This is a genomic window from Catellatospora tritici, assembly GCF_019083965.1.
Classification (GTDB): domain Bacteria; phylum Actinomycetota; class Actinomycetes; order Mycobacteriales; family Micromonosporaceae; genus Catellatospora; species Catellatospora tritici.
In genome coordinates, this window is record NZ_JAHRCY010000020.1 from 26,077 (window position 1) to 46,428 (window position 20,352).

20 protein-coding genes are annotated in these 20,352 nt (G+C 72.1%); 7 read left to right on the plus strand and 13 right to left on the minus strand.

Going from position 1 to position 20,352, the window contains the following annotated elements; translation table 11 throughout:
• Positions 1-18 precede the first annotated feature (18 nt).
• The 5 genes from KUA19_RS32790 to KUA19_RS32810 all read right to left on the minus strand — a co-directional run bounded on the left by KUA19_RS32790 (position 19) and on the right by KUA19_RS32810 (position 6,709).
• Positions 19-798 (minus strand): metallophosphoesterase, encoded by a 780-nt coding sequence (locus KUA19_RS32790; protein WP_217402361.1) that lies wholly within the window; start codon positions 796-798, stop codon positions 19-21.
• 120 nt (positions 799-918) lie between these two features.
• Complete coding sequence (locus KUA19_RS32795; RefSeq protein ID WP_217402362.1) at positions 919-3,873, minus strand: bifunctional [glutamine synthetase] adenylyltransferase/[glutamine synthetase]-adenylyl-L-tyrosine phosphorylase; 2,955 nt, start codon at positions 3,871-3,873, stop codon at positions 919-921.
• A gap of 28 nt (positions 3,874-3,901) precedes the next feature.
• Positions 3,902-4,666 carry a type 1 glutamine amidotransferase gene (locus KUA19_RS32800; RefSeq protein ID WP_217402364.1) on the minus strand — a complete coding sequence of 255 codons (765 nt, stop codon included), beginning with the start codon at positions 4,664-4,666 and terminating at the stop codon, positions 3,902-3,904.
• 121 nt (positions 4,667-4,787) lie between these two features.
• On the minus strand, positions 4,788-5,423 hold the full coding sequence (locus tag KUA19_RS32805; RefSeq protein ID WP_217402366.1) for a TetR/AcrR family transcriptional regulator: 636 nt from the start codon (positions 5,421-5,423) through the stop codon (positions 4,788-4,790).
• 317 nt (positions 5,424-5,740) lie between these two features.
• Positions 5,741-6,709, minus strand: a complete 969-nt coding sequence (locus tag KUA19_RS32810; protein WP_217402368.1) for an endonuclease/exonuclease/phosphatase family protein — start codon at positions 6,707-6,709, stop codon at positions 5,741-5,743.
• A gap of 82 nt (positions 6,710-6,791) precedes the next feature.
• On the opposite strand from KUA19_RS32810, the gene KUA19_RS32815 reads away from it, so the two are divergent.
• Complete coding sequence (locus KUA19_RS32815; protein WP_217402370.1) at positions 6,792-7,742, plus strand: S66 peptidase family protein; 951 nt, start codon at positions 6,792-6,794, stop codon at positions 7,740-7,742.
• Positions 7,743-7,761: 19 nt separating this feature from the next.
• Here the strand turns inward: KUA19_RS32815 and yidD are convergent, their stop codons facing one another.
• The 4 genes from yidD to cimA all read right to left on the minus strand — a co-directional run bounded on the left by yidD (position 7,762) and on the right by cimA (position 11,313).
• Entirely contained in the window at positions 7,762-8,160 is a 399-nt protein-coding gene (yidD, locus tag KUA19_RS32820; protein ID WP_217402371.1) for a membrane protein insertion efficiency factor YidD, read from the minus strand.
• Between the two features lie 98 nt (positions 8,161-8,258).
• Positions 8,259-8,675 carry a hypothetical protein gene (locus tag KUA19_RS32825; protein WP_217402373.1) on the minus strand — a complete coding sequence of 139 codons (417 nt, stop codon included), beginning with the start codon at positions 8,673-8,675 and terminating at the stop codon, positions 8,259-8,261.
• Between the two features lie 214 nt (positions 8,676-8,889).
• The gene (locus KUA19_RS32830) at positions 8,890-9,639 is read right to left on the minus strand and encodes a D-Ala-D-Ala carboxypeptidase family metallohydrolase (protein ID WP_217402375.1); all 750 of its coding nucleotides are present in this window, start codon (positions 9,637-9,639) and stop codon (positions 8,890-8,892) included.
• A gap of 78 nt (positions 9,640-9,717) precedes the next feature.
• Positions 9,718-11,313 carry a citramalate synthase gene (gene cimA, locus KUA19_RS32835; protein WP_217402377.1) on the minus strand — a complete coding sequence of 532 codons (1,596 nt, stop codon included), beginning with the start codon at positions 11,311-11,313 and terminating at the stop codon, positions 9,718-9,720.
• Positions 11,314-11,716: 403 nt separating this feature from the next.
• On the opposite strand from cimA, the gene KUA19_RS32840 reads away from it, so the two are divergent.
• The 5 genes from KUA19_RS32840 to KUA19_RS32860 all read left to right on the plus strand — a co-directional run bounded on the left by KUA19_RS32840 (position 11,717) and on the right by KUA19_RS32860 (position 15,360).
• Complete coding sequence (locus tag KUA19_RS32840; RefSeq protein WP_217402379.1) at positions 11,717-12,286, plus strand: peroxiredoxin; 570 nt, start codon at positions 11,717-11,719, stop codon at positions 12,284-12,286.
• Positions 12,286-12,816: an alkylhydroperoxidase, AhpD family gene (gene ahpD / locus KUA19_RS32845; RefSeq protein WP_217402381.1), complete on the plus strand. Its 531-nt coding sequence runs from the start codon at positions 12,286-12,288 to the stop codon at positions 12,814-12,816. Before KUA19_RS32840 ends, ahpD begins: the two co-directional genes overlap by 1 nt.
• Positions 12,817-13,027: 211 nt before the next feature.
• Positions 13,028-13,816 carry a dioxygenase family protein gene (locus KUA19_RS32850; RefSeq protein WP_308167780.1) on the plus strand — a complete coding sequence of 263 codons (789 nt, stop codon included), beginning with the start codon at positions 13,028-13,030 and terminating at the stop codon, positions 13,814-13,816.
• Positions 13,817-13,879: 63 nt separating this feature from the next.
• A complete protein-coding gene (locus KUA19_RS32855; protein WP_217402383.1) occupies positions 13,880-14,626 on the plus strand; it encodes a tyrosine-protein phosphatase in 747 nt (248 codons plus the stop codon).
• Positions 14,623-15,360: a tyrosine-protein phosphatase gene (locus tag KUA19_RS32860; protein WP_217402384.1), complete on the plus strand. Its 738-nt coding sequence runs from the start codon at positions 14,623-14,625 to the stop codon at positions 15,358-15,360. Before KUA19_RS32855 ends, KUA19_RS32860 begins: the two co-directional genes overlap by 4 nt.
• A 90-nt stretch (positions 15,361-15,450) precedes the next feature.
• On the opposite strand, the gene KUA19_RS32865 is transcribed toward KUA19_RS32860, so the two are convergent.
• Together KUA19_RS32865 and KUA19_RS32870 are read right to left on the minus strand one after the other, a co-directional pair.
• A complete protein-coding gene (locus KUA19_RS32865) occupies positions 15,451-16,311 on the minus strand; it encodes a tetratricopeptide repeat-containing protein (protein WP_217402385.1) in 861 nt (286 codons plus the stop codon).
• Positions 16,308-17,069 carry a VOC family protein gene (locus KUA19_RS32870; protein ID WP_217402386.1) on the minus strand — a complete coding sequence of 254 codons (762 nt, stop codon included), beginning with the start codon at positions 17,067-17,069 and terminating at the stop codon, positions 16,308-16,310. Before KUA19_RS32870 ends, KUA19_RS32865 begins: the two co-directional genes overlap by 4 nt.
• A 137-nt stretch (positions 17,070-17,206) precedes the next feature.
• Between KUA19_RS32870 and KUA19_RS32875 the strand changes: the two genes are divergently transcribed.
• A complete protein-coding gene (locus KUA19_RS32875; protein ID WP_217402387.1) occupies positions 17,207-17,857 on the plus strand; it encodes a hypothetical protein in 651 nt (216 codons plus the stop codon).
• A 69-nt stretch (positions 17,858-17,926) separates the two neighbouring features.
• Here the strand turns inward: KUA19_RS32875 and KUA19_RS32880 are convergent, their stop codons facing one another.
• Positions 17,927-18,826 (minus strand): oxygenase MpaB family protein, encoded by a 900-nt coding sequence (locus KUA19_RS32880; protein ID WP_217402388.1) that lies wholly within the window; start codon positions 18,824-18,826, stop codon positions 17,927-17,929.
• 69 nt (positions 18,827-18,895) lie between these two features.
• Positions 18,896-20,338, minus strand: coding sequence for an alpha-amylase (locus KUA19_RS32885; protein ID WP_217402389.1), 1,443 nt, complete (start codon positions 20,336-20,338; stop codon positions 18,896-18,898).
• Between the last annotated feature and the right edge of the window lie 14 nt (positions 20,339-20,352).

A 20,352-nucleotide genomic window follows, 5' to 3' on the forward strand; every position in this document is an offset into this window, starting at 1 on the left:
ATAAGAAGGGGCCCTTCCTTACGTCTGGAGTGGGAGGGGGATGACGAGGCAGGCGGCGCCCAGTGAGATCCCCGTATCCACCGCGACGACCAGCCCATCGGCGTACACCACCGGCGCGCAGACGATCTCCGGAGGCACCCCGAAGGTCTCCGGAATGGTGGAGTGGCCGTGCACGATGCGGCTGCCGCCGAGCTTGGCCAGCAGCTCGCGGGCGTTGTCGGGACCACCACCGGCCAGGAACTCGAAGCGGCGGAACAGCAGCCGGGTGTTGCGTCCGAACGTCTGCGGGTCGCGGTCGCACATCACCTGCCGCACCGCGGCGTTGATCTCGTTGATGGTGCCGCCGAACTCCAGGTAGGCCATGGTGTCGGCGTGGATGAGCAGGTGGTCGTCGACCAGCGCGACCGCGGGCAGGCCGGCCAGCCAGTCCGAGCGCGGGTCGTCGAGCCCGGCCAGGTCGGTCTCGTGGCCGCCGTTGAGGGCCCAGACGGAGACGATGTCGCGCAGCTCGGTGACGGCGGAGTGGGGCGTGTGCCTGCTGCCGTACAGCAGCATGTCGTGGTTGCCGATGACGCAGCCGACCTCGCCGCCCGCCGCCTCGGCCTCGCCCTGCAGCCGCCGGATCAGGTCGATCACGCCGAGCCCGTCCGGGCCCCGGTCGGTCAGGTCGCCGAGGAACCACAGCCGCGCGTCACCGCCGGACCACGTCCCCTGCTCGTCGATCAGGCCGGTGCTCCGCAGCGCCCGGGTCAGCGGCACGAGGTGTCCATGCACGTCACCGACCACATACAGCGCCACGGGCACACAGTACGCCAGGCGCGTTTCGAAAACGATCACGGCTGGAACACGGTCAGGGTGGACCTTGTGCCGCCGCGCGCACACGTGTGGGGTTGTGCGCACAACCCCACACATGTGCGCTCACGCGTGGAACAGCCGCTCGACGGCGGCGCGGGCACGCCGGGTGGTCTTGAGGTATTCGTCCAGGAACTCGCCCGGGTCGCCGGCCGCGAGGATGCGGGCCACGCCCGCCAGCTCCTCGCCATGCCGGGGCAGCTGGTCGACAGCGCGGCCCCGGATCAGCGTGAGCGCGTTGCGCACCCGCGAACACAGCGTCCAGGCCGCGTCCAGCACCTCGGCGTCCTCGACCGAGACCAGGTCGGCCTCGTGCGCGGCGCGCAGCGCGACCAGCGTACGAGTGCTGCGCAGGCCCTCGACCTCATGGCCGTGGCGCAGCTGCCACAGCTGCACCGTCCACTCGACGTCGGCGATGCCACCCCGGCCCAGCTTGGTGTGGGTGAGCGGGTCGGCACCCCGGGGCAGCCGCTCGCTCTCCACCCGCGCCTTGATCCGGCGGATCTCGGTGATCTGCTCGCGCCGCAGCCCGTCGACCGGATACCGGATCGGGTCGACCAGTGCCGTGAACCGGTGCGCCAGGTCGGCGTCGCCTGCCACCGGCCGGGCCCGCAGCAGCGCCTGCGCCTCCCAGATCTGCGACCAGGTCGCGTAGTAGCGCTGGTACGCGGCCAGGCTGCGCACCAGCGGCCCCTGGCGCCCCTCGGGGCGCAGGTCCGCGTCGACGCCCAGCGGCGGGTCGGGCGCGGGCGCCGACAGCAGCGTGCGCAGCTGCTCGGCGATGGCCAGGGCCACACCGTTGGCCTCGTCATCGCGCATACCGGGGGCGGGCTCGTACACGAACAGGACGTCGGCGTCGCTGGGGTAGCTCAGTTCGGCGCCGCCGAGACGGCCCATGCCGACGATGGTGAACCGGAACTCGGGTGGGGCCCCGGCGGCCTGGCGGGCCACGGCCAGCGCGGCACCGAGGGTGGCGTCGGTGAGGTCGGCCAGGCCCTGACCGACGTCGAGGACGTCGACCGGGCGGGCCGGGGCCAGCTCCCCGGCGCCGCTGAGCAGGTCGGCGCAGCCGATCCGGAACAGCTCGCGGCGGCGCATCGCGCGGACCGCGGCCACGGCCGAGCGCGGGTCGGCGTGGCGGGCCGCGGCGGCGGCCAGGCCGTCGCAGAGCGATTCGCGCACGCGCAGGGCCAGCTCGGTGTCGTCGGCGAGCAGCCGCAGCGCCTCAGGGTCCCGGGTGAGCAGGTCGGTCAGGTATCGAGAGCTGTCCAGCACCCGGGCCAGCCGCAGCGCCACCGGCCCCTCGTCGCGCAGCAGCCGCAGGTACCAGGGGGTGCTGCCGAGGGTGTCGGAGACCTGCCGGTAGGCCAGCAGCCCGGCGTCGGGGTTGGGCGCGTCGGCGAACTCGGCCAGCAGCACCGGCAGCAGGGTGCGCTGGATCGCGGCGGTGCGCGACACCCCGGCGGTCAGCGCCTCGAGGTGCCGCAGCGCCCCGGCCGGATCGGCGTAGCCGAGCAGCTCCAGGCGGCGCCGGGCGCCCTCGGCGCGCAGCGACAGGCCATCGGCGGGCACCCGGGCCACGGCCGCCAGCAGCGGCCGGTAGAGGAGTTTGGCGTGCAGGCGGCGTACCTCGGCGGCGTGGGTGACCCAGTCGGCACGGAACGCCGCCACCGGGTCGAGCCCGGCGCCCTCGCGGGTGCGGCCGACGCCCAGCGCGGGCTCCTCGCGCTTGTAGTTCATGGCGCGGGCCAGCCAGCGCAGCGCGGCGGTGCCCGCGCCGCCGTCGTCGGCGGGCACCGTGTGGGTGCGCCGCAGCCGCTGCAACTGCAGCCGGTGCTCGACGTTGCGCAGGAAGCGGTACGCCTTGCTCAGCGCCTCGCCGTCGCCGCGGCCGACGTACCCGCCCGCGACCAGGGCCCGCAGCGCGCGCAGCGAGTTCCCCGAGCGCAGCGACTCGTCGCCGCGGCCGTGCACGAGCTGCAGCAACTGCACCGCGAACTCGATGTCACGCAGCCCGCCGGGCCCCCGCTTGATCTCGCGCTCGATCTCGTTGCGCGGCACCTGGTCGATGATGCGTCGCCGCATGGCCCGCACGTCCTCGACCGCCTCGGGCCGCTCCGCGGCGTGCCAGACCAGCGGCTGCAACGCGGCCAGCCACGCCTTGCCCAGGCCCGAGTCCCCGGCCACCGGACGCGCCTTGAGCAGCGCCTGGAACTCCCAGGTCCGCGCCCAGCGCTTGTAGTACACGAGATGGCTGGCCAGCGTACGCACCAGCGGCCCGCGCCCGCCCTCGGGCCGCAGCGCCGCGTCGACCGGCCAGGCCACGTGCCCGCAGATCTCCATCAGCGCCGCCGCGACGGTCGTGGCCGCGCTCAGGTCCTCGTCCTCGGCGGCGACGAAGATGACGTCCACGTCGGACACGTAGTTCAGCTCGTCCCCGCCGCACTTGCCCATCGCGATCACGGCCAGCCTGGGCCGCGTGCTCACCCGCCCCAGCGCGATCCGGTACGCCGCCCGTAGCGTCGCGTCGGCCAGCGCGGTGATCTCGGCCATCGTCGTCTCGACGTCGACCCCGTCGGCGAGGTCGGCCGCCGCGATGCGCAGCAGTCCCCGCTGGTAGCCCTGCCGCAGCGCGGGCACATCGGCCAGCCCGCTGTGCACCTCGTAGCGCGGCGGCACGGTGTGCGTGAGCACCTGCCACTGGCCCGCCTGGGCCGCGACCTGGTCACCCAGCGCCGACGACGCGCCCAGCACGGTGAGCAGCCGGATGCGCAGGTCCTCGTCGGCGCCCAGCCGCTCCAGCACCCCGGCATCGCGTTCGCAGATGCGGTGCAGTTGGCGCAGGGCCAGGTCGGGGTCGGCGGCGCGGCCGAGCTGCTCCAGGATGAGCGCGCTCTCCTCGTCGACGGGCCGCTGCGCGTCGGGATCCCAGAGTCGCAGCCCGCGCAGCAGCACCACCGGGTCCGGCCCGGTCGCCGCGAGAGTGAAGCCGAACCGTGCCAGCCTGCCGATGCCCGCCACGCGCTCAGGCTATCGGTCGGTGCGGTGGTCAGCCCAGCAGCGGCAGGTCCCGCCGCACGTCGACCTCCGGCGTACGCCCCAGGGCCAGGTCGGCGAAGCGCCGCGCGAACGGCTGCCACACCTCGGCCATGTCGTCCTGCGTGGCCTCGACGCCCGCGACCAGGCCGTCGGGCTGCCAGCCCTGCTCGGTCATCCAGTCGCGGCTGTCCTCCACCCACGCGGCGAACATGTCCAGGTCGCACTCGATGTGGAACTGGGTGCCCCAGGCCCGGTCGCCGAGGCGGAACGCCTGGTGCGGGTAGCGTGGCGAGGCCGCGAGCAGAGTCGCCCCGATCGGCAGTTCGGTGATCTCGCCGAAGTGGTACTGGATCACGTCGGGCGCGAACGGGACCGCCCACCACAGCGGGTCGGACTCGGCCACGTCGCGGCGCGCCACCAGGCGGGCGCCGATCTCGGGGCCCATGGTGGACCGCTCGACCGTGCCGCCGTGCGCCTGAGCGAGCAGCTGCCCGCCGAGGCAGATCCCCAGCGTCGGCACCCGGTGCTTGACGGCCTTGCGCAGTAGCCCCTCCAGCTTCGGCAACCACGGCGCGCCGGGCACCCCGCCGGTCGGGAACGTGTCCCGGTCGCGGCCGAGCACCACAAACGCGGCGTACCCGGCGAGGTCGTCGGGCAATTCGTCGCCCTTGTGCGGCTGGAGCACGGCCAGCTCCAGGCCTGCCTCGGTCAGCCAGTCGCCGAGTCGGCGCAGGTCGTCGGTCGGGTCGTTCTCGATCACCAGTGCGGTCGCCACGCCGACGAGGTTAGCCCGCGCGACCCGGTGACCGCCGCTCAGGATGCCGAGGCGGTCGGGTTGAACGGGTCGCCGACGCAGCCGATGGCGGCAGGCTCGGTTGTCCCCGCGGCCGCACGGATCAGGGTCGGCGGGCGGCCTTCTTGCTGATGCGGGCGCGCACGGCGCGGCGGGCCACCGGGCCGAGGTCGTCGACCAACTCGACCAGCACCGCGAGCTGCTCCAGCGCGGCCATCGCGCGCTGGGCGCCGTCGTGGTCGACCCCTTCGTACAGCTCCAGGCCGATGAACGCGGCGGCGACCGCCTTGGCCAGCCCCGGCACGTCGGCGATCTCGGAGATGGGTGAGCCGGCCAGCACCCGCCGCAGCACGTGCTCGATCTCGTCCGTCCACAGGCCGAGCGCCTGCGCGGTGGTCTCGGTGAGCTTGCCGCCGTGCTGCGCTCCGGCCAGCAGCTGCGCCAGCACCGCCACGTTGCCGAGCTCGCGCTCCTCGGCGTGCAGCGCCCGGCCGACGTCGAGCAGCCCGCTCAGCGAGGTGACCGACTCCAGCCGCTGCCGGTAGGCGGCAACGCGGGCCTCGGTGGCGGTACGGCAGGCGGCGACGAGCAGCTCCTCGACGCTGCCGAAGTGGTAGAAGACCAGCGCCTGGTTGACCCCGGCCGCGGTGGCGATGGTGCGCGCCGACGCGCCCGCGATGCCATGGTCGCGCAAGGTGGCCAGGGCCCCGTCGAGCAGCCGCTGTTTGGTGTCGGACATTGATTCCCCTCCCCTGGCGAGCCTAGGCAGAGGTCCCGAACGGCGCCGGCCACCCCCCGTTGCATTTGTGGCCGGCGCCGTTCGAAGTCTGGAATCCGACTTGGATGCGAGCACTTTCGCGCACAGGTCTGACAGAAACGGGCTCCGGCGGCTCCGGTGTCGACATCGGAGCCGTGGACCCGCCCCAGTAGCCGAACGTCGACCGGTCAGACTCGACCCTAGCCTGATTTGAGCGATCGCTCAAGTCGTGCCTGAGCGAGTTCGCGCATTCCCCCGATACCGCGGGCGTCCGCCTGCCCAACGCGGGCGAGGGCCGGCTAGGGAAGCACCAGTTCCACGAGGACCGGGCGGTGGTCACTGCCCCGCAGCGACAGCACGCGGTAGTCGCGCACGCCCACCCGCCGGTCGGCCAGCACCCGGTCCAGCACCACCGGCGGGATCCGATCCCCGTCGTACGGCCCCCACGTGCCGATCAGCCCGTGCCCGGTCACATCCGCCGCGTCGCGGTAACCGGAGTCGATCAGGTCCCGGATGAAGTGGTGGTCCAGTGTGGCGTTGAAGTCGCCCAGCAGCACCCGCAGCGGACCGTCCGGGGTGGCCGGTTGCTGGTCGGCGTAGCTGTCCCGCCACGGCGGCACCGCCACCTCGGTGGACGGCGCGGTCGGGTGCATCGACTCCAGCGCCACCTGCTGCCCGTCCGGCATGGTCAGCACCGCCTTGGCCTGCCCGAAGTGCCACGGGTTCAGCCGCATCCCGGCATCACGCAGCGGATACCGTGCGAACAGCCCGGAGCCGCCCACATTCGGGTCCGGATAGGTCACCCAGTACGGCAGCGTCTCGCGCAGCCCGGCCGCCTCCAGCTCCGCCACGAACGTCGGCGTCATCTCCTGGATCGCGAGCACATCCACCCGCTGCTCGCGCACCAGCGCCGCCAGCCCGGCCGAGCTGGCCGAACCGGCGAGCACGTTGGCGGTCAGCACGCGCAACTCCGGGCCCTTCGCCCCGGCCAGCGGGTCGCCGTCGGCGGTCATCCGCGGCAGCACCACCGCCGCCAGCAGCACCGCCACCAGCCCGGCCGCGGCCGCGGCCGCCCAGCGCCGCCACACCAGCAGCCCGACCAGGGGCACCAGCGCCCCGAGCGCGACGTACGGGGTGAACGCGATCAGCTGCGTCATCGGGTACCACTCATCCGAGCCGGTCAGACGCAGCAGCGCCCATACCGCGCCGGGCAGCACCAGCAGCCACGGCAGCACGGACCGTACGGTGAACCGTAGAAAGCTCCGCATGCGCTCGGACTCTAATGATCGTCGGCCCGGCGCGGGGGCGGGCTTTGTGAAGGTTCTGTGCGCGGCGCTAGGCTCTGCGGCCATGACCGAAGCGGCCGCCCCAGCCCCCACCACCCCTACGCTGCACCCGGACCGGCTGCGGCCCGGCGACACCGTCGCGCTGGTGTCCCCGTCGGGGCCGGTGCCCGCCGAGCGGGTGGAGGCGGCCGTGTCCGTGCTGACCGGCTGGGGGCTGCGCCCACATGTGTACCCGCACGTGCTGGCCCGGCACGGCTTCTTCGGCGGCACCGACGAGCAGCGCCTCGACGACCTCAACGCGGCCCTGTCCGACCACCGGATGCGGGCGGTGCTGTGCACGCGCGGCGGCTACGGCGCCCAACGCATCATCGACGGCCTCGACCTCGACGCGGTCCACCGCGACCCGAAGCTGGTGATGGGCTTCTCCGACATCACCGCGCTGCACCTGGCGCTGTGGCAGGGCGCCCGGCTGGCCACGGTGCACGGGCCGGTCGCGGCCCAGTTCGACAAGGGTGCCGACTCGCTGACGGCACTGGGTGCCCGGCACGCGCTGATGACCGGCGAACCGGTGGTGATCGAGGCCGACCCGGCCGAGGACACCCACCCGGTGCGCACCTCCGGGCGGGCCGAGGGCGTGCTGCTCGGCGGCAACCTGTCGCTGCTGGCCAGCACCCTGGGCACGCCGCACCTGCCGGACCTGACCGGGGCGATCCTGCTGGTGGAGGACGTGAGCGAGTTCCCGTACCGGGTCGACCGGATGTTGACCCAGCTGCGCCGCAGCGGCGTGCTCGCCGGGGTCGCCGGGATCGCGGTTGGGCAGTTCACCGACTGCGCCGACGGCTGGCCGGTCACCGTCGCCGACGTGCTCGCCGAACGCCTGACCGACCTGGGCCTGCCCCTGCTCGGCGGCCTGCCGATCGGCCACGGCGCCCAACACACCGCCGTGCCGCTGGGCACCCGGGCCGTGCTCGACGTCGACGCGGGCACCTTGACGGTCGCTCCGGCGGCGGCCTGACCTCGGCCACCCCGGCGGCTCAGGCGGCCGCCGGGACCGGGTCGGCGGTGCCGACCGGCACCGCGGTACGGCAGCGCAGCAGGCGCTGCCAGATCATGCGGACGCCGGTCCAGGCCCCGTGGCGGCGCACCGCCTCCAGCCCGTAGCTGCTGCAACTCGGGCTGAACCGGCAACGCGCAGCGGTGCGCGCGGAGATCCGCCGCTGGTATTCGCGGATCAGGTTCTCGGCCAGCCGCGTGGCGAGGCCGGACCGGCCACCGCCCGGCACCGGTGTCGAGGTGAACAGCCCGGCCACGGCACGGAACACCACCTCCGGCAGGTGCAGCCAGGCCTCGATGTCCTCGCCGCCACCGCCGCAGCACAGCCCGCCGGGGCAGCAGGCGAAACACCCTGGGCAGGGCGGTTCCTGAGCGGCCATCGCCACACCTCCTGATCACGCTCTGGGCGAGGAGGCTAACAGGCCGGGGCCGGGACGGTGGGGCGGGTTCGGCGAGGTTCGCGGCGGATCCGGCGGCGTTACCGGGTCAGCGCGATGAGCACCACGAATGCCGGGATGGGCGTGACCATCAGGCCGACGCCCCAGCCGACGAGCACGCCGACGCCGAGGCCGCTGTCCCGCCGGACGATGCGCACGATGCCGTAGGTCAGTGCCGCCACGGCCAGCAGTCCCTGACTGAGCAGGCCCCCGGCGGCGTACATGGACTCCAGGTCGGTGTCGTAGTCGCCCGGGGCGGGTCGGCCGAAGGCCAGCGCGGCCACCACCGCCGCCAGGATGGTGGCCAGGTGGCCCAGCGCGGCGAGTCCGGCACCGCGCCACATCCGCCGCGCCCGCGCCTGGAACGGATTGATCGGCGGCGCGGGTGGCGCGTCGGGCAGGACCGCCACGGCCGAGGTCGACGGGTCGTCCGGTGCCCGGTATGGGTTGTCTCGCATGGGATGCGCCTCCGTCCCGGGCCGAGGAGAGGAGCCCGTGGCACGCAGCGTAGCGCCGCGCCCCACGGGTTCGACTTCGGCCGATCCGGCGGATCCGGCCGGGCGGTGTCACCTGGCCGGGCGGTGTCGTCCGGGCGGAGGTGGCGGTCGTCCGGCAGCGGATCTGCTGCCGGACGACCGGGGTCACGCGGTGCCGGTCAGGCGGGGGCGCAGGTCAGAAGCACTGCGAGGCCGACCAGAAGCGGCTGGCGCGGATGTCGACGTGGACGTGGTCGCTGTGGTCCGGGTAGCCGGGGCCGAGGATGCCGTTGAAGCCGTGGTAGCGGGCCTGCTTGGCCATGGTGCACAGCGAGTGCGCCCCCGCGCCGAGGTCGGCGCTGTTGCCGTACAGGTGCTGGCTGTCGGAGGCGCCACCGACCGCGGCGTTGCAGGCCTGGCTGCGGAAGCCGGATGTGACCCGGATCGGCTGGTCGCCGAGGGCATGCCGCAGCGCCTCCAGGCGCCACATCACCTTGAGCGCGTTGGACTTGGCGGTGGCTGCCGAGACGTTGCCGCCGGCCCAGGTGGTGTTGCAGGTGTTGAGCTCGGAGTAGGCGAAGTGGATCGGGGTGCAGTCGTCGTCCTGCAGCGAGTAGATCTTGTTGTACGTCTGCGGTCCGGCGATGCCGTCGGCGCCCAGGCCGTACGCGGACTGGAACCGGACCACCGCGTCGTGGGTCTGCTGGCCGAACACTCCGTCGATGGTCATGAAGCCGCCGTAGCCGGGGTAGCCCGCGACACGGATCTGCAGCTGGCGCACGTCCTCGCCGGAGGTGCCGGTGGACAGGTTGCGGGTCCAGGTGTAGCAGCCGTCGGCGAAGGCGGGGGTGCCGCCGACGATGACGGCGGCCGTCGAGCCGACGGCCGCCATCACGATCACGGTCAGTGCCCGGATAAGGGCTTTTCTGAGGGTACGAGGGGGCATGGCGAAACCATGCCAACCACGTACGTCGATGTCAATACTTTACATGAACTGATGTGTTCATGAAGTAAACCTGCACGCTCAGTGCCCGGAGCGCACCCGGCGGTCACCGCCCGCGGCGGTCACGCCGTAGGCCAGCGCGTCGACCAGCGCCCGCCAGCTCGCCTCGACCACGTTCTCGTGCACGCCGACCGTGGTCCAGTCCCGACCGTCGGCGTCGACCGTCTCGACCAGCACCCGGGTCACCGCGTCCGTGCCGTGCGACCCGGCCAGGATGCGCACCTTGTAGTCGGCCAGTTCCAACCCGGCCAGCTGCGGGTAGTGCCGCGACAGCGACTGGCGCAGCGCCTGGTCCAGCGCGTTGACCGGGCCGTTGCCCTCGGCGGTGGCGATCACCCGCTCGCCGCGCACGCGCAGCTTCACGGTCGCCTCGCTGACCACCGCCCCGTCCTCGCGATGCTCCACGATCACGCGGTACGACTCCAGCGTGAACGGGGTCGTCTGCTCCCCCAGCGACTCGCGCACCAGCAGCTCGAACGACGCGTCGGCCGCCTCGAACGACCAGCCCGCCGCCTCCAGCTCCTTCACCCGGTTGGTGACCTTGGACAGGGTGTCCGGATGGGCGGCCAGGTCCAGCCCGAGCTCGCGGCTCTTGAGCTCGATGCTGGCCCGGCCGGCCATCTCGGTGACGAGGATCGCCATGTTGTTGCCGACGACCGCGGGATCCACATGGTTGTAGAGCGCGGGGTCGACTTTGATCGCACTCGCGTGCAGCCCTGCCTTGTGGGCGAAGGCGGCGGACCCGACGTAGGCCTGGTGGGTGTCGGGTGCGATGTTGGCGATCTCGGCGATGGCGTGCGAAACGTGCGCCATCTGTTCCAGGCAGCCCTCCGGTAGGACGGTCATGCCAAGCTTCAGTTGCAGGTTCGCCACGATCGCGAACAGGTCGGCGTTGCCGGGGCGCTCGCCGTAGCCGTTCGCGGTGCCCTGCACGTGCCGTACGCCCGCCTCCACCGCGGCGATGGTGTTGGCGACGGCGCAGGCGGTGTCGTTCTGGGCGTGCATGCCGAGCACCTCGGGCTCGATGCCCAGGCGCCCGCACAGCGCCTCGATGGCCCGGCTGACCTGCGAGGGCAGCATGCCGCCGTTGGTGTCGCACAGCACCACCCGCTCGGCCCCGGCGTCCAGGGCGGCGCGCACGACCGAGGCGGTGTAGTCGGGGTCGAACCGGAAGCCGTCGAAGAAGTGCTCGCAGTCGACGAAGACGCGGCGACCCTGCTCGCGCAGGTGGGTCACGCTGTCGCGGACCATGGCCAGGTTCTCCTCCGGCGTGGTGCGTAGCGCCCGTTCCACGTGCCGCCGGTCGGACTTGGCGACCAGGCACACCGCCGGGGTGCCCGCCGCGAGCAGGCCCGCGATCTGCTGGTCCGCGGCGACCGGGACACCGGCCTTGCGGGTCGAGCCGAACGCGACCAGCACGGCGTGTTTGAGCTGCAACTCGGTCTGGGCACGGGCGAAGAACTCGGTGTCCTTGGGCACGGCACCGGGCCAGCCGCCCTCGATGAAGCCGACGCCGAACTGATCGAGCAGCCGCGCCACCGCGAGCTTGTCGGCTACCGAGTACGTGATCCCCTCGCGCTGTGCCCCGTCGCGCAGCGTGGTGTCGAAGATCTGCATGATGTCGCTCCTCCTGAGCCGCATGCTGCTGTGGATGGACCTTGATGCCGGGCGCCGTTCCGGTACGCCAGAAAGACGCGCAAAACAAAGACGCCGCAAAACAAGACCTGCAAAACAAAAGACCCCCCGCGGTCGCGGGAGGTCTGCGCGTCGGCGAGGGGCCTGAGAGTTCAGGCGGTGCCGGCGCGCTGGCTGCGAATAATCAGTGCGAGGTGGATCACGCTCGGTAGCGTCCCACTTTTACGACGCTCAGGCCAGCAAGCTCCCGTATTCCGGGACAACGTGGCGCGATTCGGCGGGATACGGCAGGCCACAGGCCCTGTGGCAGGTGCCACAATGTCACGATCACGCAATCCGCAGGTCATGACCCCGTGTCTAATCTTGAACTGCTCAAGAAAGCACCATGTACGGAGGATTCTGCGTGCTCACCGTCGGCGACCACTTCCCGGCCTACGAACTCACCGCCTGCGTCTCGCTGGACGCGGACAAGGCGTTTGAGACGATCACCCACAAGACCTACGAGGGCAAGTGGCGGGTCCTGTTCAGCTGGCCCAAGGACTTCACCTTCGTCTGTCCGACCGAGATCGCCGAGTTCGGCCGCCTGAACGGCGAGTTCGCCGACCGCGACGCCCAGGTGCTGGGCTGGTCGGTCGACAACGAGTTCGTGCACCACGCCTGGCGCAAGAACCACCCCGACCTGCGCGAGCTGCCGTTCCCGATGCTGGCCGACGTCAAGCGCGAGCTGTCGGCCGCCGCGGGCGTGCTGGGCGAGGACGGCGTGGCACAGCGCGCGACCTTCATCGTCGACCCGAACAACGAGATCCAGTTCGTGATGGTGACCGCGGGCTCGGTCGGCCGCAACGTGGCCGAGGTGCTGCGGGTGCTCGACGCCCTGCAGACCGACGAGCTGTGCCCGTGCAACTGGAACAAGGGCGGCCAGACCCTGGACGCCGCCGCGCTGCTGGCCGCCTGATGGGCCTCGAGGCGATCAAGGCGGCGCTGCCCGCGTACGCCCGCGACACCAAGCTCAACCTCGGCAGCGTGCTGGGCACCTCGCCGCTGACCGAGCAGCAGCTGTGGGGCACCGCGCTGGCCTGCGCGGTGGCCGCGCGCAACGCGACCGTGCTGCGCGAGATCGCGGCCGAGGCCGCCGACCACCTCAAGCCCGAGGCGGTCGAGGCGGCCAAGGGCGCGGCGTCGATCATGGCGATGAACAACGTCTACTACCGGTCCAAGCACCTGATCGGCGACGAGGCGTACCAGACGCTCCCGGCCCGCCTGCGCATGCAGATCATCGGCAACCCGGGCGTCGACAAGGCCGACTTCGAGCTGTGGAGCCTGGCCGTCTCGGCCATCACCGGCTGCGGCGTCTGCCTGGAGTCGCACGAGAAGACCCTGATCGGCACCGGTGTCGGCCGCGAGGCCGTGCACGAGGCCCTGCGCATCGCGTCCGTCATCCACGCCGCCGCAGTAACCCTCGACGCCGAGTCCGCCCTCGCCTGAGGCAAGGGAGGGCCCCTTCTTATCGCTTTGCGATGTAGAAGGGGCCCTTCTTGACATCCGCCGCCACCGGCCCTTCCCACGCCACCGCTCGCCGGCGGAAGGGGTGTTAAGAAGGGGCCCTTCCCCTACGGAAAGCGATAAGAAGGTGCCCTTCCTTACTCTCGGGCCACAGTGGGGGCAAATAGTTGAACGCTCAAGTACTCTGGTTGGCGTGACGACCCGCATGCCCGCTCTCTACCTCAGCCACGGCGCCCCGCCGCTGGCCGACGACCTGCTGTGGACCCGCCAGCTGGCGGACTGGTCCGCCGACCTGCCCCGCCCCACCGCGATCCTCATGGTCTCCGCGCACTGGGAGAACGCCCCGCTGGCGCTGGGCGCGACCGAGACCGTCCCGCTGGTGTACGACTTCGGCGGCTTCGAGCGCCGGTACTACGAGGTCACCTACCCGGCCCCGGGCGCACCCGAGCTGGCCGAGAAGGTCCGCGGGCTGCTGCGCGGCCCCGGCCGCCCCGTCGTCGACGTGCCCGACCGCGGCCTCGACCACGGCGCGTACGTGCCGCTCAAGGAGATGTACCCCGACGCCGGCATCCCGGTGCTGCAGATCTCCATGCCGACGCTGGACCCGCGCGCGCTGTTGGAGATCGGGCGACGGCTGGCGCCGCTGCGCGACGAGGGTGTGCTCATCGTGGGCTCCGGCTTCTTCACGCACAACCTGCGCGCCGCGATGCCGTACGCGTTCCTCGGCGCCGACGCCCCCGTGCAGGGCTGGTCGGCGGAGTTCGACGACTGGGGCGCCCAGGCACTGGCCGCCCGTGACGTCGACGGCCTGCTCGACTTCCTGCACGCCGCGCCGTCGGGCCGGATGGCGCACCCGCGCACTGAGCACTTCGCGCCACTGTTCGTCACCCTGGGCGCGGGCGAGTCCGACCTGGACCGACAGCGCAGCGTCATCGACGGGTTCTGGATGGGGCTGGCCAAGCGGTCCGTCCAGCTCGGCTGACGGGACGACGCGTCGAGGCGGGCGGCGGTGGAGCGGGACCCGCTCGGACACTACGGTAGGGGCGTGACGATCACGCCCGACCGCAGCATCACGTTCACCGCCGTCTTCAACTTCCGTGACCTGGGCGGGCTTCCCGCCGCCGGCGGGGCCGTGGTCCGGCCGGGCACCGTGTTCCGGTCGGACAACCTGAGCCGCCTGGTGGAGGCCGACCGCGATTCGTTCGGGGCGCTGCGTATCCGCACCGTGATCGACCTGCGCCGCCCCACCGAGGTCGCCTCGTACGGGCGGGTGCCGGAGTGGACCGGGGTGGTGTGGCGGCACAACCACCTCGAGCACCCGCTCTGGGACCACAGCACCTACACCGCCGAGACCGGGGTGGCCCGCTGGCTGGCCGAACGCTACCTCGAGCTGGCCCACCACGGCCGGGCCGACATCGCCCGGGTGATCGGGATGCTCACCGACCCGGACAACGGCCCCACCGTGGTGCACTGTCTGGCGGGCAAGGACCGCACCGGCCTGATCGTCGCGCTGACGCTGGACCTGCTCGGCGTCCCCGACGAGGAGATCGCCCTGGACTACGCGCTCACCGGGCGTAGCGAGGCGGCGTTCACCCGCTGGTTCATCCAGGCCCATCCGGACCAGGCGAATGTGCCGACCCCGGTGGTCTACCAGCAGACACCGGCCGAGGCGATGCTGCTCACGCTGCGCGAGCTGCGGCAGCGGTACGGATCGGTGCAGGAGTATCTGGTCGGCTCCGGGCTGCAGCCGGAGCGGATCGGCATGCTGCGCGAACGGCTACTGCTGCGGTGAGCGCCGAGATGCTGGACTTCGCGGGCACGGTCTTCAACTTCCGCGACGCGGGCGGGGTCGCCACCAGCGACGGCGCGATGGTGCCGGCGGGGTTGCTGTACCGCTCCGACGCGCTGTGCGACCTGGCCGAGTCCGACCGGGAGGCGTACGCGGCGCTGGGTGTCCGTACCGTCATCGACCTGCGCAAGCAGGTGGAGCTGGACCGCTACGGCCGGGCGCCGCAGTGGGCCTGCGAGCGCTGGCACAACGTGCCGCTGAACAATCCGATGTGGCGGCACGAGGACTTCTCCTCGGCCGACGGGGTGGCCGCGTTCCTGACCGAGCGCTATCACGAGGCGGCGGTGCACGCCGCCGAAGACATCGTGGCGGCGGTGCGGATCCTCGCCGACCCCGACTGCGGCCCGGCGGTGGTGCACTGCTGGGGCGGGCGCGACCGCACCGGCGTGGTGGTGGCGCTGGTGTTGGCGCTGTGCGGGGTGGCCGACGCGGACATCGCCGCCGACTACCACCGCACCGAACACGGCACGGCCCGGTTCCTGGCCTGGCGCGAGCGGCACCGGCCGGGCAAACCGCCGCTGGAGCCGTACCTGGCCAGCACCCCGGCCGAGGCGATGCTGCTGTTCCTGACCGAGCTGCGGCAGTGCCACGGCTCGATCGAGGGCTACCTGACCGGCGCCGGCCTGACCGAGGCGGAGATCGCCGCCCTGCGCACCCGCCTGCGCACCGACGCCTGAGACGCCGCGTCAAGAAGGGGCCCTTCCGCCACGCGAGGCGACTATCGTTTCTGCTCGTCTCGCTGACGCGAGCCGATGAAGGGCCCTTCCTCAGCTCTGGGACAGGAGGGTGAGGGCGGCGGTGCGGGTGGGGTCGGTGGCGAAGGCGGGGTCGCAGCCGGGTAGCAGGTCCAGGGCCGTGCGGGCCGGTGCGGCCGCGTCGGCTGGGCGTCCGGCCTGGGCGTACGACAGAGCCAGCTCCTCGAACAGCCAGCCGTCCGGGGACGCCGCCTCGGTGACGGCCAGTTCCAGTTCCGGCAGCGCCTCGGCGGGGCGGCCGAGCAGCCGCAGCGCCTTGGCCACGGCGTAGCGGGCGATCGGGACCAGGGCGGGCTGGTCCGGGTAGGCCTGGCGCACCGCCAGCGCCTGCCGGAACGCGTCCAGCGCCGGTTCGAGCTCGTCCGCCTCCAGCAGGTCCCAGCCCAGGTTGTTGAGCAGCGAACCCTGCCAGCGGCGCACCTCGGGGTCGGCCGACGCGCGGGCCTGGGCCAGCGCCGTCTCGGTCCACGCCCGCCGGTCGGCGGCGGCGGGCTGCACCAGCGCCACCATGTGCGCGGCGTCGACCGCCACGAACTCGGCCGAGGAGTCGGTGTCGGCGCGGGCCAGCTCGTACGCCTCGGTGAACAGCGGCAGCGCCGCGGCGGCGTCACCGCCGCTGCGCCGCAGCCGTCCGCGCTCCAGTCGTGCCCTGGCCCGCACCACCGGCACCGACCCGGCCAGCTCCTCGGCCCGGTCGACCAGCTCGTCCCCGGCGGCGAAGTCGCCACGCAGCCCGTGCACCCGCGCGAGCTGCGTCAGCACCTCGGCCCGGCCGGTGTCGCCCGGCTCGGCTTCGAGCCGGGCCGACAACCGCTGCCACGTCGTGTCGAGATCGGCGAAGTCCCACAGCCCCCGCAGCCGGTCGCCCATCACCGGCCCAGCGTCTCCAGGACGAGCTCGGACAGCTCGATGATCGCGAACATGGCACCGTGCGGGTCGCTGAGCATCGCGTAGTTGCCCACCGGCATCTCCAGCGGACCGGTCAGCACCCGACCGCCCAGCTCCTGGCAGCGGGCCACGGCCCGAGCACAGTCGCTGACCTCGAAGGTGACCCGCCAGTGCGCGGGCGCGTCCATCGGGTAGCGGGAGTCCATGACCGACAGGCCGCCGACGGTCCGGCTCTCCACCAGCCACTCGATGTACGGAACCCCCTCGACGATCTCGCCCTTGCGCTCGTACCAGCCGAAAGCCTTGCCGTAGAACGACACCGCGGCGGCCTCGTCGCGCGCGACCACCTCGGTCCAGCACTGGGTGTCCGGCTCGTTGTTCAGCTCGGCACCGGCGAAGGTGCCCTTCTGCCAGAGCCCGAACACGGCGCCCTCGGCGTCGGCGCACAGCGCTGTCCGGCCGCGCGCGCCCCGGTCGGTGGGCGGCATCAGCACGGTGCCACCGGCCTCCGCCACCGTCTCCACCGCGTCGTCCACGCTCTGCACGCAGATGTACTCGAGCCAGGCGGAGGGCCGTCCGGGCGCGCCCGGTCTGATCCCCGCCACGGCCCGACCGTCCAGCGAGAACACCTCCCCCGGCTCCCACCCGAACATGGCCGCGTAGAACGCCGTCGCCCCGGCGACGTCGGCTGCGGCGTACTCCGCCCAGCACGGCGTGGCAGGCGCGTATCCCCTAACTCGCATGTCGACACCTTAGGGCTAGATCGGCGCTGCGGCGAGAGGCCCGCTCGCCCCACCGTTACCCGCCGTTCGGCCAGGTGTACTGTCGATCGGGTCGATCGGTCCATGCGCGAACGTCACTGTCGCGCGATGATGTGGCCATGCTCCAGGATCGATCCGTCGTGGCGGGCCTCAACACCGCGCTGAACGAGGCCGACGTGGTCGGGCTGCGCGTCTACTGGCCCGGCCGCACGGTGCGGTTGCTGCTGCACGTGCTGGCGCTGCCCGAGGAGGGCCCGGCCGACCCCGACACCCGGCGGGCCCTGATCTTCACCGGCGTCTCGCAGCTGCGCGTGCTGCTGCGCACCGACCGCAGCAACAGCCGCGACTACGGCCGCGCGATCACGCTGGCCGACGCCGACGACGCGGACCGGTTCCTGGCCTCGGTCGGCTGGTCGAACCCGATGTACGGCTGGACCTTCGTCGACGACCCGCAGCTGACCCAGGACTGGCCCGAAGAGGTCAGCTTCTCGCTCACCTCGCCCAACGGCCCCGCCGAGGGTCCCGACACACACACCCTGTACTGGTTCTGCGAGTGCGGCCGGGCCGAGCCGGGCGGCGACATCGGCTACTGCATCGAGGGCGACATCCGGTTCGAACGCCTGGAGGTCGAACGCGCCGACGGCTCAGCCGTCCCGCTGACCGCCTTCATCGCCGCCGGAGTGCGCTGGTGGGAGGCGTTCAACGCGACCGACCCCCGCGTCTCCCCCGAAGCCCAACAGTCCCAATCCCCCTCCCCCGCCTGGACCTGAGGTAAGGAAGGGCCCCTTCTCCAACGCCACCGCAGGCGGTTGCGGGCGGCTGGTGCGGACGGGGGCGGGTCAGGTGGCCGACGTCGCCGCCACAGCGGCCCGCCGCAGCGCGTCACGGTAGATCGGGCCGCGCAGTAGCCGCTCCGGCAGGGCCTTCGCCGCAAGGCGCAGCGCGCGGACCGAGATCGAGGCGGAGACGTCCGTGGTGGGCAGGGCGATGCTGCCGTAGATGCGGCGAGCCCAGGGCGGCTGCAGGGCGAACGCGGTGGCGGCCACGCCCGTGTACAGCAGGCGGGCCGGGGTCAGGCCCAGGTGCCAGGGCAGCGGCGGGGCCATCAGGAAGCGCAGCGTGTCGGCGCATTCCCTGGTCATCTTCAGGGCCGGGCGCATGGACCGGTAGTAGGCGGCCACCTCGGCGGCGGTGCCGGGCACGGTCTCGGGGTCGAGCCCGATCAGCGCGGCCGCCGCCCGCTGCTCGGTGAAGTAACGGTCCACCTCGGCGTCGGTCAGCTCCAGCCCGGCCCGGCGGGCGGTACCGACGAACGACTCCACCTCGGTCACGTGCACCCAGCGCAGCAGCTCCGGCTCGTCGATGCGGAACTGCTCGCCGGTCCGCCGATCGACCGCCCGCATCCGCGCGTGCAGCCCGCGCACCCGCCGCCCGGCCGCCTTGGCCTGCGCTGTGGTCCCGAAGATCACGGTGCCGACGTACTCGGCGGTGCGGATCAGGCGGCCCCACGGGTCTGTCTTGTAGTTCGAGTTCTGCACCACCCCGGCGATGGCGCGCGGGTGCAGCGCCTGCAGGAACAGGGAGCGGACGCCCGCGACGTACAGGATCGGCTCGGCGTGCACGCGCCAGGTGACCGAGTCCGGCCCGAACAGGCCCACGTCGCAGGTCTCGTCCACGGCGCAGGTCTCGGCGGCGGCGCGGGTCTCGGCGGTGGCCGGGTCCGTGCTGACGGCACTCATCACCCCAGGGTGCCACGCGCCCCGGCCGGGGAGAGCCGGGGCGCGTGGTTCATACCGGTAGCGGGCGTACTATCCGATCTTCGCGCCGACGTGGATCGCGATCGCGTCGTGCGCCGCGACGTTGGCGACGAACCAGCCGTTGGCGTCGACCGTGATCACCGGGCCGGTGCAGGAGCTGCCGGTGTAGTCGCCGTGGATGACGTCGCAGTAGCGCCCGGCGGGCACGTTCGTGTGGTACGACCGCCCGTTGACCGCGCTGTCCTCGTCGTTGATGGTCAGGTAGCCCTTGCCGTTACGGCCGAACGCGATGTGGTTGTTGCCGTTGTCGTACCAGTTGACGACGGTGGTGCCCTTGACCGTGTTGTGGAAGGCGACCATGTTGGCGATGACCTGCCAGCGGTGCTCACAACGCCAGCCGCCGGTGTAGCAGGTGGAGTTGTTGGTCTTGCCCGCCGAGTTCGACGGCGGACCCTGGTCACGGTTGCTGAACTCGTAGCTGCTCATCACCGCGGGCGAGCCGTACGGCCAGGCCAGCATGAACGCGTTGGCCAGCGCGTAGATTCCGTTGTCCTTGTAGGTGAGGATGTCGCCGCCGTCGCGCTGGGTGTCGTGGTTGTCGGTGAACACGACCGCCTTGCTCGTGGTCAGGTAGCCCCACGGCTCGCCGAAGTTGTTCAGGTACGCCAGCTTCTCGTACCGGAACACCCGACCCAGGTCCTTGCCGTACCGGAACTCGTGCACGTCGCCGTTGCCGGTGTACTCCGTCGGCAGGATCGGCTCACCGGCCCCGAAGATGACCTCCTGCACGATGTACGCGCTGCGCGACAGCTTGGCCTTGATGGCGGCGATGTCGGCGGCGGGCATGTGCTTGCTGGCGTCCAGCCGGAACCCGTCCACGCCCAGGGTGAGCAGGTCGTTGAGGTATCCGGCGATCTTCGTGCGGACGTAGTCACTCTCGGTCTTGAGGTCGGCCAGGTTGGCCAGCTCGCAGTTCTGCACCTCGTACCGGTCGTTGTAGTTGACGATGTCGTCGTTGCCGTTGCGCCCGCAGTGGTGGAAGTCCTGCGTCTGGTAGATCCCGGGATACGTGTACGAGGTGTAGGTCGAGCCTGCCCAGCCGGTGCCCGAGCCGACGCCGGTCATGTGGTTGATCACGGCGTCGACGATCACCTTGACGCCCGCGTTGTGGCAGGTGGTGACCATCGACTGGAACTGGGCCCGGGTGCCCTTGCGTGACTCGATCTTGTAGCTGACCGGCTGGTACGCCACCCACCACTGCTGGCCGGTCGCGTGCTCCTGGGGCGGTGAGACCTGCACGTAGCCGTAGCCGCGCGGGCCGAGGAAGTTGGTGCACTCGGCCGCGACCGAGGGCCAGTTCCATTCGAAGAGCTGGACGATCACGTCCTTGGTGCCGGACGGGGCGGCCGCGGCGGGGGCGGTGGTGACGCCGGTGACGGCTCCGGCGGCCAGGACCGCCGACAGCGCCAGAGGGAGGAGCCTGCGTCGTCTCATGGGGACACTCCATA